This window comes from Pseudomonas sp. PDM31 (assembly GCF_019218965.1).
Classification (GTDB): Bacteria; Pseudomonadota; Gammaproteobacteria; order Pseudomonadales; family Pseudomonadaceae; genus Aquipseudomonas.
In genome coordinates this window covers 83,574-97,843 of record NZ_JAHUWS010000005.1, presented here as the reverse complement: position 1 = coordinate 97,843, position 14,270 = coordinate 83,574, and the positions used below count along the sequence as shown (strand labels likewise).

At 58.3% G+C, this 14,270-nt stretch carries 21 protein-coding genes; 19 read left to right on the top strand and 2 right to left on the bottom strand.

Annotation, left to right across the window (positions count from 1 at the left end):
• The 6 genes from KW839_RS11460 (at position 1) to KW839_RS11435 (ending at position 3,721) form a co-directional block, all read left to right on the top strand.
• Positions 1–972 carry a phage replication protein gene (locus KW839_RS11460; RefSeq protein WP_218424391.1) on the top strand — a complete coding sequence of 324 codons (972 nt, stop codon included), beginning with the start codon at positions 1–3 and terminating at the stop codon, positions 970–972.
• Complete coding sequence (locus KW839_RS11455; protein WP_218424390.1) at positions 959–1,756, top strand: hypothetical protein; 798 nt, start codon at positions 959–961, stop codon at positions 1,754–1,756. The genes KW839_RS11460 and KW839_RS11455 overlap by 14 nt, the downstream gene beginning before the upstream one ends.
• Positions 1,753–2,223, top strand: coding sequence for a hypothetical protein (locus KW839_RS11450; protein ID WP_218424389.1), 471 nt, complete (start codon positions 1,753–1,755; stop codon positions 2,221–2,223). The genes KW839_RS11455 and KW839_RS11450 overlap by 4 nt, the downstream gene beginning before the upstream one ends.
• Positions 2,220–2,804, top strand: coding sequence for a recombination protein NinG (locus tag KW839_RS11445; protein WP_218424388.1), 585 nt, complete (start codon positions 2,220–2,222; stop codon positions 2,802–2,804). The genes KW839_RS11450 and KW839_RS11445 overlap by 4 nt, the downstream gene beginning before the upstream one ends.
• The gene (locus tag KW839_RS11440; protein WP_218424387.1) at positions 2,801–3,346 is read left to right on the top strand and encodes a hypothetical protein; all 546 of its coding nucleotides are present in this window, start codon (positions 2,801–2,803) and stop codon (positions 3,344–3,346) included. The genes KW839_RS11445 and KW839_RS11440 overlap by 4 nt, the downstream gene beginning before the upstream one ends.
• Positions 3,347–3,457: 111 nt before the next feature.
• Complete coding sequence (locus KW839_RS11435) at positions 3,458–3,721, top strand: hypothetical protein (RefSeq protein ID WP_218424386.1); 264 nt, start codon at positions 3,458–3,460, stop codon at positions 3,719–3,721.
• 108 nt (positions 3,722–3,829) lie between these two features.
• On the opposite strand, the gene KW839_RS11430 is transcribed toward KW839_RS11435, so the two are convergent.
• Together KW839_RS11430 and KW839_RS11425 are read right to left on the bottom strand one after the other, a co-directional pair.
• On the bottom strand, positions 3,830–4,255 hold the full coding sequence (locus KW839_RS11430; protein WP_218424385.1) for a type II toxin-antitoxin system HicB family antitoxin: 426 nt from the start codon (positions 4,253–4,255) through the stop codon (positions 3,830–3,832).
• A gap of 51 nt (positions 4,256–4,306) precedes the next feature.
• On the bottom strand, positions 4,307–4,486 hold the full coding sequence (locus KW839_RS11425) for a type II toxin-antitoxin system HicA family toxin (RefSeq protein ID WP_218424384.1): 180 nt from the start codon (positions 4,484–4,486) through the stop codon (positions 4,307–4,309).
• A gap of 101 nt (positions 4,487–4,587) precedes the next feature.
• On the opposite strand from KW839_RS11425, the gene KW839_RS11420 reads away from it, so the two are divergent.
• From KW839_RS11420 to KW839_RS11365, 13 genes are all read left to right on the top strand, one after another.
• On the top strand, positions 4,588–4,917 hold the full coding sequence (locus tag KW839_RS11420; protein WP_218424383.1) for an MFS transporter: 330 nt from the start codon (positions 4,588–4,590) through the stop codon (positions 4,915–4,917).
• Positions 4,914–5,258: a hypothetical protein gene (locus KW839_RS11415; protein WP_218424382.1), complete on the top strand. Its 345-nt coding sequence runs from the start codon at positions 4,914–4,916 to the stop codon at positions 5,256–5,258. Before KW839_RS11420 ends, KW839_RS11415 begins: the two co-directional genes overlap by 4 nt.
• A 356-nt stretch (positions 5,259–5,614) precedes the next feature.
• Entirely contained in the window at positions 5,615–5,743 is a 129-nt protein-coding gene (locus KW839_RS27645) for a hypothetical protein (protein WP_256352625.1), read from the top strand.
• A 62-nt stretch (positions 5,744–5,805) separates the two neighbouring features.
• Entirely contained in the window at positions 5,806–6,429 is a 624-nt protein-coding gene (locus tag KW839_RS11410) for a putative metallopeptidase (RefSeq protein ID WP_218424381.1), read from the top strand.
• 31 nt (positions 6,430–6,460) lie between these two features.
• A complete protein-coding gene (locus tag KW839_RS11405) occupies positions 6,461–6,922 on the top strand; it encodes a DUF2280 domain-containing protein (protein ID WP_218424380.1) in 462 nt (153 codons plus the stop codon).
• Positions 6,909–8,210 (top strand): terminase large subunit domain-containing protein, encoded by a 1,302-nt coding sequence (locus tag KW839_RS11400; protein ID WP_218424379.1) that lies wholly within the window; start codon positions 6,909–6,911, stop codon positions 8,208–8,210. The genes KW839_RS11405 and KW839_RS11400 overlap by 14 nt, the downstream gene beginning before the upstream one ends.
• A complete protein-coding gene (locus KW839_RS11395) occupies positions 8,207–9,667 on the top strand; it encodes a DUF4055 domain-containing protein (protein ID WP_218424378.1) in 1,461 nt (486 codons plus the stop codon). Before KW839_RS11400 ends, KW839_RS11395 begins: the two co-directional genes overlap by 4 nt.
• Positions 9,642–10,727 (top strand): minor capsid protein, encoded by a 1,086-nt coding sequence (locus KW839_RS11390; RefSeq protein WP_218424377.1) that lies wholly within the window; start codon positions 9,642–9,644, stop codon positions 10,725–10,727. The genes KW839_RS11395 and KW839_RS11390 overlap by 26 nt, the downstream gene beginning before the upstream one ends.
• A gap of 37 nt (positions 10,728–10,764) precedes the next feature.
• On the top strand, positions 10,765–11,229 hold the full coding sequence (locus KW839_RS11385) for a hypothetical protein (RefSeq protein WP_218424376.1): 465 nt from the start codon (positions 10,765–10,767) through the stop codon (positions 11,227–11,229).
• 77 nt (positions 11,230–11,306) lie between these two features.
• Entirely contained in the window at positions 11,307–12,017 is a 711-nt protein-coding gene (locus KW839_RS11380; RefSeq protein WP_218424375.1) for a hypothetical protein, read from the top strand.
• Positions 12,018–12,028: 11 nt separating this feature from the next.
• The gene (locus KW839_RS11375; RefSeq protein WP_218424374.1) at positions 12,029–12,997 is read left to right on the top strand and encodes a major capsid protein; all 969 of its coding nucleotides are present in this window, start codon (positions 12,029–12,031) and stop codon (positions 12,995–12,997) included.
• A 50-nt stretch (positions 12,998–13,047) separates the two neighbouring features.
• Positions 13,048–13,632 (top strand): hypothetical protein, encoded by a 585-nt coding sequence (locus KW839_RS11370; RefSeq protein WP_218424373.1) that lies wholly within the window; start codon positions 13,048–13,050, stop codon positions 13,630–13,632.
• 57 nt (positions 13,633–13,689) lie between these two features.
• The gene (locus KW839_RS11365; RefSeq protein ID WP_218424372.1) at positions 13,690–14,193 is read left to right on the top strand and encodes a DnaT-like ssDNA-binding protein; all 504 of its coding nucleotides are present in this window, start codon (positions 13,690–13,692) and stop codon (positions 14,191–14,193) included.
• The last annotated feature ends 77 nt before the right edge of the window (positions 14,194–14,270 follow it).

Sequence of the window (14,270 nt, the reverse complement as noted above, 5' to 3'; positions counted from 1 at the left end):
ATGCAATTCACCGTCACGATCAATCAGGTGAAGGCGCTGGAGTGGGGGCTGAACTCTCAGCAAGCCCTGTTGTTCGCCTTCGTCTACGGCTGCCCGAGTTGGACCAAGCCAATCAAGACTGATGACGGGATCTTCTTCGCGCTGAGCAAGGCCAAGATCATTGAGGAGCTGCCGCTACTCACCGATAAGCCAGACACCGCTTACCGCATGCTGAAGGCCCTGGAAGAGGCCGGTTTGATTGAGCTTTCCAGCACTTCGAACATCACTCTGTTTCGCCTGACTGAGAAAGCGGTCGGGTGGAACCAGAAGCTTGATGGGTCGGAAAAATATCCGACCCCGCCACAGAACAAAGGTCGGAAAAAAATCCGATCTACCTCGGAAAAAAATCCGAGCAAGGTCGGAGAAAAATCCGAGCTAGGGTCGGAAAAATCTCCGACAAATCAGGATACCAATCATCAGGGTACCAATCAGGATACCAGTCAGGACTTGCAGGACGGTCCGGACAAGCCGGCCCGCAACTTGGTGCTGGTGGTTGATCGCACCGATGCTCCACGGGTTGAGATTCCCGCCGACATGCCAGGCCCCAAAGACCAGTCCTGCAAAACCTTCAAGGTCTGGGCGAACTACGCCATGGCCTACCGCAAGCGCTACAACACCTGGCCGGTGTGGAACGCCAAGGTCGGTGGCCAGCTCGGTCAACTTGTCGACCGCCTCGGCGCCGATATCGCCCACCACGTCGCCGCCCACTTCCTGAAAACCAGCGATGCGGCTGTCCTTCGCAAGTGCCACAGCCTCAACGAGCTGCTGGCCAACGCCGAGAGCTACCACACCCAGTGGGTGACCGGTCAGCGTATCAACGGGACAACGGCCCGACAGATGGAGCGCACCGAGGCGAACGTCTCCGCAGCGGAGCAAGCAGCGCAAATGGTTCTGGCCAAGCGCCAGTCGGGGGCACGCAATGAATACCTTTGAGATGAATGACCAACAGGTGGCCGGGCTGGCAGCAGCTATCTGCGCTACTGCTGAGGCCATGGGCCAAGAGATGAGCCCAGGCACTGCGGCGATGATGGCTGAAGACCTCTGCGCTTACTCCGTGGCTGTCGTCAAGGCCGCACTGAAAGCCTGCCGTTTTGAAGTGAAAGGCAAGCTGGCCATGGCTGACATCCTGCAGCGTGTTCAGGCCGCCGACGGCCGTCCGGGCAAGGACGAGGCTTGGGCGATTGCCATGGCCACGAATGACGAGTTCGAAACTGTTGTGCTGACCGACGAGATCCAGCTTGCGTTGGCTGCTGCAAAGCCAGTCCTCGATGCGGGCGACAAAATCGGCGCGCGCATGGCGTTCATCGATGCGTACCAAAGGTTTGTGGGGCAAGCCCGAGAAGACGAGAAGCCCGTGAACTGGCACGTCTCTGTGGGGTTCGACGCCAACCGACGTATTCAGGCCGTCACCCGGGCGGTGCAGATGCAGCGCATCCCCCAAGAACGCGGCCAGAAGTACCTAGCGGACTTGAGCGTTGAGCCGATCACCGAGGATGGTCGAGCCCTGGCTGGTCTGATCACCGGAGTAGTAACCCGGCCGGCTCCGAGGCTGCGGGAAAAACTCGCCCTGGTGAAGGAGTCGATGCTGGAAATGCGGACTGCAGCTGCCGAAAGGAAGGACGAAATGCGGATTGAAGCGGCCAATGAGTTGGCGGAGCGCCGCGCGATGCTGGTCCAGCAGGCTCAGGAGCTGGAAGCGAAGAGGGCGGCGCAATGACTGACAAGATCAGCGTCAACTGCCACGCCAAGCTTTCCGAGGCCATTACCAAACTCAGCGCCATGTACCGCGACAAGAAGTTCGTCGTCGTGTCGCTGCGCCCGGGCAAGGACCGTACGCTTGACCAGAACGCGCTGTGGTTTGCCATGTACAAGCGCATATCCGAGATGACCCAGATCGGCGATGAGGCCGACGCCCGACGCTACTGCAAGCTCCACTTCGGCGTGCAGATCCTGCTCAACGAGGATTCGGGGTTTCAGGCTGCGTGGTACCGAGTCATGCGCCATCTGCCCTACGAGGAGAAGCTTGCCATGATGGGTGGCTGCAAGTTGTTCGGCCCCGATGGCTTCCCTGTTACCAGCCTGTTCAACCGCGCCCAGGGCATCCAGTACACCGACCGCATCGCCGCCTATTTCACCGGGCAGGGCGTTGTGTTCACTGATCTATTGAGCGAGGTGGCTGCATGAGAGTAGCCCTCAAGGAAGCGAAGGCGAAGACGTGCAAGAACCCGGCGTGCGGGGTTAGCTTCAAGCCGTCATTTTCCTCGGCGCAGAAGGTTTGCAGTTGGGCGTGTGGCCTGGCCATCGCTCCCGAGAATCGAGAAAAAGCCCGCAAGGCAATCGCGGAGGTTGGTCGCAAGGAGATTCGCGCAGCAAAGGACCGTATCAAGCCGCGTGCCCAGTACATGCGTGAGGCGCAACAGGCGTTCAACGAATGGATCCGGCTGCGTGATGCCGCACTGCCTTGCGTGAGCTGTGGCCGACACCACGAAGGCCAATATCACGCCGGGCACTACCGCACTGTAGGAGCGAACCCCGAACTGCGCTTCGAGCCGCTGAACGTGCACAAGCAGTGCGCGCCCTGCAACAACCATAAATCTGGCGACATCGTGAACTACCGAATCTCGCTCCTACAGAGAATCGGCGCCGCAAACGTCGAATGGCTTGAAGGGCCTCATGAGCCCAAGAAGTACACCGTCGAAGAGCTGAAGGCGATGACCGCCGATTACCGAGCAAAGACAAGACAGCTGAAGGGGAGAGCAGCATGACCTATCGCAACGTGGTATCCGCAGTAGTTCGGGCGCTGGCCGCCGAAACCATCAACTCTGCCGGTGGGTGCGACTTCGAGCCCAAGGTGCAGTGCGCCAAGCAGAAGGGGGAGATCGTGGGCAAGGAGGCTGCATTCCTTACGGACTGCTGGGTGTTTGGTCGCCTGCACAAAGCCCTCTCGGCAGCGCATTGGCGCGTGCTGGTGGCGAAGTTCTCGACTCACACTGAACGCAAGCATGCCGCCATCGCTGAGTTGACGAGGCTCATGCGCTCGCCGGCGCCTGAGCGGTTCCTGCATTGCGCCGTGGTGACTTGGGCATTGCCGAAGTTGCCGGGCGTGGACGGTAAGCGCTCGACTAGCGTGTTGCCGGCGGGCTGGTACGAAATGGATAACTGGTCGAATGAGCCGCATCCAATCAAGACGCAAGAGCGGTGGCGGCGTGACATCCGCAAGGCGCTGGAGCGCGAGGTTGACGAGGCTTTGGTGTCTGCTCAAACGATACTGGATGCAGAAGAACTGATTGAGACAAAAGCCGCTTGACGACCACTGATCCAGTGAGCCATTATCTCCTCATCCTGTCATTTCTGCGTGTGTAGGAGTGACAACAAAAGCCCGGCAAGAAGTTGGGCTTCTTTTTGTGAGGCAGGGAAGATGCGAGCTTTCGTCCTGTTTGGAATTTTGCTCTCGCCATTTGCACTTGCGGATTCTTACCCGCCGTCCCACAACTGCACCAAGCCTGATATTCCTTACGAATTTGAAGATCAGTTTGAGCGAGATCAATTCGAATCTGACGTTGAAGAATACAAAGACTGCATAACTGATTTTGTTGATGAGCAGCAGCAGGCGATGCGTAAGCATAAGTCGGCGGCAGACGATGCTATTGAGGAATGGAATTCATTCGCTCGATCCATGTAAATGCACATTACGAATACTTGAAGCCCAGCCACCGCGCTGGGCTTTTTCGTTTCTGGTCCCCTCACTGCTCCATGCAGTACATGGCCGCCACCTGACGGACTTTTTTATTCAGGCTGCCTCGACAGACACCACCAGGCGTTTACCCAGGGCGGCCAAAGCCTTCTCGATGGCTTCCATCTTCGAGGTATGCAGGAAGTCGACTAGGCGATCCCCTTGGGTCTGCGCCAGTCCGAGAAGCCGGCACAGATCGGCTTTGCGCATATCGCGGGCCATCATCTCGTTCCACAGAACGATCTTGGCCACAGTCACCGCAGGTAGGTGAATGACTTCCTCTCCGGCCTCTGGTGCAGATGCCGCGGGAATAGCCAGGCGCTGATCGACGAAGATAGACAGGGTTGTTTCGATGGCATCCACGGCTTCGCTGATTGCGTGCTCTCGGTCATCGCCATAGCTATTCAGCAAAGGGAGATCCCGGCAGTACACGGCCAGCCCTGGACACGTATCTTGCTCAAAACGGATTGCATAGTCGTACATGGTCACTCCTCGGAGGTGATGGTCCAGCATTCAGATGTGGTGAAGGGGCTCTCAGAGCCCCAGTTGTTTAATGATCGCCTTGCGGGTCGGTTCTGGCATTTCCTTGCTACCGTGATCCGCGAAGGTTGTCCTGTTGCCGTTTGGGGCGGTGACTTTGAAGTGGCTTCCCTTGCCGGCTTCGAAGCTCACCCCTTGGGCCTTCAACCATCGTCTGAATTCGCTGAACTTCATCACCTCGCCTCGTTGTTTGGATGAGTCCATTCTACAACACTTTTGTTTTAATACAACATTTTTGTGTTATTTGTTTGTCATGCCACTACGGAGTCGAGCGCATGGAGTTTCTACAGCGCCTGTTCGATAAGCTCGACTGGGCATTGGCCGGACTGTTGGGCGCTATCGCCGCCAGCTTCTGGCACCGCGATGACCTGGTCGACCGTAAGGCCTGGGCCATCTTCATTTTCTCGGGAGCTGTCTGTGCCCACTACCTCACCGGCCTGATCAGTTCCTACTTCGGTGTGGTCGAGCCGCGCAGCGTGGCGGGTGTCGGCTTCCTGCTCGGCACGTTCGGCGGGTCACTCATTGCCGCTATCACCCGCGCCATCAAAGCCGCTGACCTCTGGGCGCTCATCCGCCAGCGGTTCGGGGGAGGCAACCCGCCATGAACTACGAAACGTTGAACGCATTCGCTTGTGGGCTGATCGGGTTGTGGGCGACCTGGTGCGTGCTGAGCGGGAAGGTTCGTGATGGGGTGGTGGGTAAGATCATCTACGCCGCGATCGCCATCAGCGGCTACGCGATCCTGGCTCGCAACGATCATTTCATCCTGCCACCCACGGCTGCAGGTGTGACGCTGCATGCTTGCCTGGCTCTCGCCGGCATTCGCCACATCTTCATGGTCACCTGGTGGCAGCGGGTGAAAGCCTGGCTCTGCCGCACGCTGAATTGTGAGCATTGCTTGGGTGGTGACAAAGCATCTGGCGATATCGAGCGCCGGAACAGGTAGTTCACGCCACGTTTTCGGATGCGCCAAATCGTGGCGCGCAATCCAGCCTTGGATACCCAAAACTTAGTGTGTCGCATTTGGTTGCTACGCAATTTATCTTTTGACGAAAAAAAGCGACCAATGTTTATCCTAGATAGGTGATGGTGTAGAATTGCCACTACAGAAATCATAGGAGTGAGCGAGCCTGGCATAACACGACCTGCACAACGGCACCTGTTACAACGGTTATTGGGAATAACGCCCCCGTAACCATCAATCAGGCCAATGTCAGCGAATGTAAAAACCAGGCCGGGGATTCGATTTCCCCTAACGAAACCAAACAAACATCACCTACTAAAACCCCGGGAGGGACGAAGATGAAAAAACGCACCCAAGGAATCAAATCGGTAGCTCAAGTAGCTCGAAATGTGACTGCAGGCGTTGTGATGCTGGGCTCGTTGCTGGATGTGGTTGGCGGACATTCCGCTCAATCCTATGATTTTTGATTTAGAACCTCTCCTGCCTCGCTAACCGCTATCGAGGCCCTTCAGAAATATGGGGTATGACCATGAAAAGGCCATACCCTCCAGCGCAACTGCTGGAACTATCCCATCTATCCGACGTTGGTATCCGCCTGACTCCAGCCCCAGAGGTATGGGAGTGGCTCACCACTGAGTTTCTCGCCGACACCGGTAGCATTCACAACGAAGACCATTCCCATCTACTGGATGCGGACATCCGAGTTATGTGGGCTTCATCGAGTTTCGAAAAGCAGGGGCGCACGGTCTTGGGCCAGGCCGAGCAGGTAGCGCTCCGCGCTGGTGGTTGGCAGAAGGCCCGGATGGAGCAGCAGATGCGTGATTGGTTCGGCCAAGTGCCGGCTTTCATCATCACACTGGCAGCAGATTACTGCGCTCAATGCAGCGACCTTGAGTTCTGCGCACTGGTCGAACACGAGCTCTACCACATCGCCCAGGCGACAGATAAGTACGGCGCTCCAGCATTCACCGAAGAAGGCATGCCCAAACTGAAGCTGCGCGGACACGACGTTGAAGAGTTCGTCGGTGTCGTCCGACGCTACGGTACGAGTGCTGATGTCCAGGCGCTGGTGGATGCTGCAAACAATCCTGCCGAGGTGGGGAAATTGAACATTGCGAGGGCCTGCGGAACCTGTCTGCTCAAGTCGGCCTGATGTAAGACAGGCATGAGACGGAATCCAATCTATGGCAGTCCTGAAAAGCGATGTGAAAGCTTTCATCGTTCAGGCTTTGGCGTGCTTCGACACACCGACGCAAGTCTCGCAAGCGGTGAAGCAAGAATTCGATATTGAAGTGACACGGCAACAGGTGGAACAGCACGACCCCACCAAACGCGCTGGCGTGAACCTGGCTGCGAAGTGGGTGACCCTATTCAACGACACCCGTAAGCGTTTTCGTGAAGAGACTGCCGAGATCCCAATCGCCAACCGTGCGTTCAGGCTTCGAGCACTTGGCCGGTTTGTCGAGAGGGCCGAGACGATGAAGAACATCGGCTTGGCCATGCAGATTCTGGAGCAGGCCGCGAAGGAAGTCGGCGACATCTACGTCAACCGCAACCGGAAGGACGAGCCCGACGACGAACCGGCGATCCCGAGCCGTATCCAGGTGGATGTGGTGGATGCGAGGAAGCCGAATGCCGAGCCTTAACGTTCCGCAGTCGCAGTTCCTTTTGTTGACCCACAAGTTCCGCGCTTTCGTTGCTGGCTTCGGCTCTGGGAAGACCTGGGTCGGATGCTCGGCACTGAGCAAGCACTTCATGGAGTGGCCCGGCGTCAACGCTGGCTACTTCGCGCCGACTTACCCGCAGATCCGTGACATCTTCTACCCCACGATGGAAGAAGTGGCCTACGACTGGGGGCTGAAGACCAAGATCAATCAGGCGAACCATGAGGTTCACATCTACAGCGGCCGGCAATATCGCGGCACTGTGATTTGCCGGTCGATGGAAAAGCCGCAGACCATCGTCGGTTTCAAGATCGGTCACGCACTGGTGGACGAGCTGGACGTGCTGACGTCGCTGAAGGCTCAACAGGCATGGCGCAAGATCATTGCTCGAATGCGCTACAACCTGCCCGGGCTGAAGAACGGCGTAGATGTGACCACTACGCCTGAAGGATTCAAGTTCGTCTTCCTGCAGTTCGTGAAGCAGCTGCGTGACAAGCCGGCGCTGAAGATTATGTACGGCCTAATTCAGGCCAGCACCTTCGACAATGAACTGAACCTGCCGGACGACTACATCCCATCGCTGATGGAGTCCTACCCCGAGCAACTGATCCGCGCCTACCTCAATGGGCAGTTCGTCAACTTGACGTCCGGCTCGATCTACCACGCGTACGATCGCAAGCTGAACGGCTGCTTCGACACCGTGCAGCCGGGCGAGCCGCTGTTCATCGGCATGGACTTCAACGTCGGCAAGATGGCTGCGATCACCCACGTTAAACGTGACCAGGGTCTGCCGCGCGCCGTGGATGAGCTTATGGATGGCTACGACACGCCGGACATGATCCGCCGCATCAAGGAGCGCTACTGGCGACACAACGGCAACGACTTCGAGAAGACCTGCGAGATCCGGATCTACCCGGACGCCTCTGGCGATTCACGGAAGTCGGTCAACGCAAGCGTCACTGATCTGGCCATGCTCAAACAGGCTGGTTTCGCCGTCATCGCGCCGGCGGCCAACCCACCGGTGAAGGATCGGATCAACGCTATGAACGCCATGTTCTGCAACGCGCAGGGAGAGCGGCGTTACCTGGTCAATCCGTTCACCTGTCCGACTTATGCAGACGGGCTTGAGCAACAGATCTGGGCGCCAAACGGCGAGCCAGATAAGAGCCAAGGCAACGACCACGCCAACGACGGCGGTGGTTACTTCATCCACCGCGAGTACCCGATCGTGAAGCCGGTCACCTCAATGAAAATGGGAGTCGCCCGATGAAGGACGTCACTTTTACCCGTCCCGAGTACGACGCGGCACAGTACCGCTGGCGCTTGGTGCGCGACGTCTCCAAAGGTTCGGAAACTATCAAAGCTGCTGGCGACCGATATTTGCCGAGGCCGAATGCATCGGACGCCAGCCAAGACAATAGGGACCGCTACGACGCATACAAGAAGCGGGCGGTGTTCTATAACGCCACCGGCAGGACGAAACACAGTTTGGTGGGCGCAGTGTTCCGCACCTGGCCAACGCTGACTGTTCCGGGTGCTATCGAATACGTGTCAAAGGACATCGACGGGCAGGGTGTGAGCATCTACCAACAGTCGCAATCGGTCATTGGGCATCTGCTCGAAGTCGGTCGTCACGGTCTGTTGGTTGATTACGCCGCCGTGAAGTCCGGCACTGTGAGTAAGGCGGATGAACAAGCGGGCCGAGCTCGGGCGAGTGCTGCAAGCTACCCGGCGGAAGCCATCATCAACTGGAAGACGCGCAAGGTCGGCGGTCAGCATCTGCTGAGTCTTGTCGTGCTGCGAGAAACGGTCGACGTCGATACCGATGACGGTTTTGGCAGTGAGCAGGTCGTGCAGTACCGAGTGTTACGTCTCGATGGTGCTGGTATCTATACGCAGGAAGTGTGGGAAGAGGGCAGTAGCACCACAACAATGGTCACTGCGCCTTTCTCTCCGCTGAATGGTGCCGGCCAGCAATGGAAGGTGATCCCGTTCCAGTTCCTTGGTAGCGAGAACAACGACACCAGCATTGACGATTCGCCGCTATACGACATGGCTGAAGTGAACATCGGCCATTACCGCAACAGCGCGGACTACGAAGAGGCGGCCTACCTGGTGGGCCAGCCGCAACCGTGGATGGCAGGGCTCGATGAGCAGTGGCGCGACCACATGGAGAAGAACGGCATCTTCCTCGGCTCCCGTGCGCCCTGGCTACTGCCGGTCAGTGGCACATGCGGCGTATGGCAGGCTCAGCCGAACACGGTGGCCAAAGAGGCCATGGACGCCAAGAAGGAGGACATGGTGTCGCTGGGCGCCCGGCTGATCGAGCGCGGTAGCGCAGTGAAGACCGCAACCCAGGCCGACAACGACAGTGCAGCTGAACACAGCGTCCTTTCATTGGTGGTGAGCAACGTCAGCGAGGCTTACAGCCAGTGTCTGGCGTGGATGGCAGAGTTCGTGAATGCCACTGGCGAAACGCTCTACAAGCTCAATCAGGACTTCAGTCAGATAACCCTGGACGCGACGATCCTCTCAGCCCTGTTCAACGCGGTGCAGGGCGGCAAGCTGCCGGCAGGTGACTTCTGGCAGTACCTGCGTGATCGCGGGGTTATCGATCCCGAAAAGACCGACGACCAGATTCGCGACGAATTGGAAACCGAGAACCCCGGGCCTGACCTGGATGACGACGAGGTAATCCCGGATGGCCGCAAACCAAGCGATCCTTGATGCCACGATTCGCCACGCTGTTTTCCTTGAGCAACTGAAGTCGGGGGAGGTCGCCAAGTTCGGGCCTTTCCTCAAGGAGATTGATCGGTCGATCCGCGAGCGGCTGAATCGCGCTGACCTGACGGATTACACCGTCGCACGGCTGGAGCGATTGCTGAGTGAGGTGGACAGCCTGCTGCTGGGCATCTTCGACCGATACAGCGAGAAGCTGAGCCTCGATCTGATCGACATCGCCAACTACGAGGCCGAATTCGAGGCAACCAGCCTGACCCGCGCGGCACCGGTGGGCGTCTCGTTCGATGCGGCGGTGCCTGGTGCTGCTGCAATCAGGGCGGCCATCCTCAGCAACCCGCTCAGCGTGCGCGGCGCCGATGGCGGCAAGCTGCTCAAGTCGTTTATTGATGGCTTCACCACTACCGAGCGGCAACGCCTCACAGGTGCGATCCGGCAGGGCTTCTTCGAAGGTCAAACCAACTTCCAGATCATCAAGAACATCCGCGGTACCAAGGCGCTTCAGTACAACGACGGCATCCTGGCCACAACCAACCGGAATGCCGGCGCCGTGGTGCGGACCGCAGTGCAGCACGTCGCCACCCAGGCACGCATGGAGACGCTAAAAGAGAACTCCGACGTCGTGCAGTCGGTGGAGTGGGTCAGCACCCTGGATACGAAGACGACCAGCCAGTGCCGGACGCTCGACAAGCGCCGGTTCAAGCTGACTGAGGGGCCGCGGCCGCCGATCCACATCAACTGTCGCTCGACGGTAGTGGCGGTGACTCGCTTTAGCGCGCTGTTCGCCAAGGACACCACACGGGCATCCATCGGCGATGCAGGCGCCCAGCAGGTGAGGGCAGACCTCAGCTATTACGACTGGCTCAAGCAGCAGCCAGCGGCGTTTCAGGATAAGGCTATCGGCCCGGTACGCGCCAAGCTGTTCCGCGAAGGCGGCCTGAGCATCGAACGATTCTCCGAGCTGCAGCTTGATCGCAATTTCAAGCCGCTTACCCTTGCCGAAATGAAAGTGCTGGAACCTTTGGCGTTCGAGCGGGCAGGAATTTGAGATAACCTCCTGATTCCCTGCGAGCGGATGCAAAAAAATGAAACACGAAACGCAAGAGCAGATAGCCAACGCGTTGGGGCAGTTATTCGATGCTGTCTCGAAGCTTCAAACCGCGTACCCGGGAAAGCCCTTTACTCCAGACGGAAGATTGGTGGGCGATATCGGGGAGGTCGTCGCAAGCCTGCATTACCAAATCACTCTGAATGAAGGGTTGACGAAGCATCACGACGCGGTTGCCGATGATGGTCGTATGGTTCAAATCAAAACGACATTCAGCGATCACCTCACCTTTCCTGTGCACCACGTCCCTGACTACTATTTAGGCATCCGGCTCCGATTTGATGGGTCGTTCGAAGAAATATACAACGGCCCCGGTCAATTAATTTTCGATCAATTGGCGAACCGAAAACCCACAAAAACAGGGTTGCACGGCGGTCTAATGAGTATGTTGAAGAGAATCAATAAAGATGTCCCCGACGCGGAAAGAATTCCGCAGCGATAGATTTATCCAGACCCGCTTCGGCGGGTTTTTTTATGTCCGCAGGCAGGGCCTGCAACTCGTCTCTGGGAGACAAACAAATGGGTTTGAAATATCTGCTGGACACTCTGGAAGGGGTGGATGACACCGTGCGCGCTCTTTACACCGAGAAGGACGGCAAGTTCGTACTCGGCATTGAAGGCCTGCCACAACCCGAAGACGTTTCCGGCCTGAAGTCGAAGGTTCAGGAGCTTCTCGACGAGAAGAAGGCGGCCGACAAGGCGCGCAAGGATGCTGAAGAGCAAGCCCGCCTGGACCGCGAAGAGGCTGCCCGCAAATCGGGCAACGTCGAAGAGCTCGAAAAGTCCTGGTCTGAAAAGTACAACCGCCGTGAAGCCGAGCTGAACGGCATGTTGGAGCAGGAGCGTGGAACGCTGAGCACTCAGATCCGGGATCTGACTGTCGGCCGTACCGCTACTGACATCGCATCTGCCCTAGCAATTGCGGGAAGTGCAAAAGCCCTGTTGCCGCACATCGAGCGCCGGCTAAGCGTCGAGCAGCGAGACGGGAAGCCTGTTGTGGTCGTGCTCGACCAGCAGGGCAAACTCTCGGCGGCAACGCTGGATGAGTTGAAAGCAGAGTTCGCAAACGACGTGGCCTTCGCGCCACTGATCGCGGGCAGTAAAGCATCTGGCGGCGGGGCCGGCGGTGCAGGTGGTGGGGGCGGGGCCCCGAAAGGAAAAATCGGCGGTACCAAAGAGGAACGCACGGCTGCAATCGCAAGCCGGTTCCCAGATCTCCCTCAATCGTAAGGAAATAACTCATGTCCCTGTCGCAAATGCAGGTTTTCAACGAATACATCATGCCGGCGACTCTTGAGACGCTGGATCAGTATCTCGCCGCGTTCAACGCTGCGAGCCGCGGCGCTATCGTGCTTTCCCCGGACGGCTTCACTGGCGACTTCCTCCAAGAGTCGTTCTTCCAGACCCTGGCTGCTGCCCAGCGCCGCGTGGATCGCTACAGCGCCAACGCCGCCGTTGCTGCCACCGATCTGACCGAGCTGAAGAACACTTCGGTGAAGGTCGCCGGCGGTTTCGGCCCGATCCGCTATGAGCCATCGCAGATGACCTGGCTGGAACGCCCAACTGCGCAAGGCATCGAGGTGGCGAGCCGCGCGTTCGCTGAAATCCTGCTGAAGGACCAATTGAACACTGCGATCGCGGCACTGGTTGCAGCGATCACCGCTCAAGCCACCGCAGTCAACGATGTGTCGGCTACCGCAGGCATCACTTACGCCGGCTTGAACAACGCGCATGCGAAGTTCGGCGACGCAAGCCAGAACCTGGTCACCCAAGTGATGCAAGGCACCAGCTACCACAAGTTGGTGGGCCAGAACCTTGCGAACCAGCAGCAATTGTTCCAAGCGGGCAATGTTCGAGTGGTGGACATCCTCGGAAAGATCTCGGTTGTGACGGATGCCCCGGCGCTGATGCAGGCAGGCACCCCGAACAAGGAAATCATCCTGTCCCTGGTTCAGGGCGCAGCGCTGGTGCACGACGGTCGCGACATCATCAGCAACGTCCAGACCACTAACGGCAAGGAGCGTATCGAAACCACTCTGCAAACCGACTACACCTTCGGACTGGGCCTGAAGGGTTACACCTGGGACACCACCACTGGCGGCAAGTCCCCAACCGACGCCGAGCTGGCGACCGGCACCAACTGGGACAAGACTGCTACCAGCATCAAGCACACCGCTGGTGTGGCATTGATCGGTGACGCCTCCAAGTAACCCCTGAATGTTGAGCCGGGCGACGTGCCCGGCTCGGCGAGGTAATGATCATGAGTCACAAAAATATTTGGTACTTGGCCGGCCCATTCCACCAGTATCAGGAGGATGTGAAGGCGCTGGCCAAGGAAAACGGCCTGCGCATTGTTGACGCGAACGCCACTGGCAATCGCGACGACGAGGCCGAAGATGTTCCTGAAGTGACGTTGCGACATGTTGATCCGGCGCCGGTGCTGCTGATCGCCGGCTATGATGGTGTTGATGGCACCGAGCTGCAGGAATTGATCGCCAAGATGAATGCAGAGCGTGACGGCATTGTCCTGCTGATCGAGGCCGCCGAAGGCCTTTCCGAGCTTGAACACCCGGGCGCCGGCGAACTTCCGATCCGCCTGTTTGATGCACTGAAGGCCATTCACGAAGGTGTCGTTGCCATCGAGGGCGAACGCGATAGTCTGGCGGGCGAGGTTGAATTGCTCCGTGCTGAGGTCGAACGGCTCAAGGTAGCAGCGGAGGCGGTCGACAATGCCGAGAAGATCGCCGGCCTCAAAGCGCAGCTCGACGCCGCCAACGTGACGTATCGGGCAAATGCTTCGGTAGAATCGCTGGAAAAGGCAGTTGCTGATCTTCAGCAGGCGTAACAATCCGGGCGCCCGTCAACGCAGCGTCCGATCCAGAACACCACAGCGAGCTGATTCATGACTCTCATCATTGAGGATGGTACCGGCAAGCCTGACGCCGAAAGCTACGCATCCGCCGAGGATCTCGCCATGTACGCCGTGAAGTTCGGCGTGACCATTCCTGCTGACGAGCCCACGCAAGAAGCGCTGCTGCGCCGCTCCGCCTTGGCGATGGATGGCATGGTCTGGAAGGGGCGCAAGATGGACAGCGATCAGGCGTTGGCCTGGCCGCGCCGGGGGGTTGAGCTGGACTGTGAGTACAAGCCAGACAACTACCTGCCTGCGCGCATCCAGTACGGTCAGATGGCCCTGGCTGCTGAGATTTATCAGGACGATATCGACCCGATCGAGAAGCGCAAAGGAGCGGTGACTCTGGAGCGTGTCGAAGGCGCGGTAACTCGCGAATACGCCACGATCCCGAACACCAGCGGAAAACTGCTGCCGGCGGCGCCGGATCGGCCGAGCGCGACGCAGTTCGCGGATTACTTGCTGAAGCGGGGCTTGTTTGCGGTACGGGCTTAATTCGAGAGTTGACGAAGTACGGTGATGATGGCACTTTGATTGCGTCTGACGCTATAGATCCGCAAACCGGTGGATTG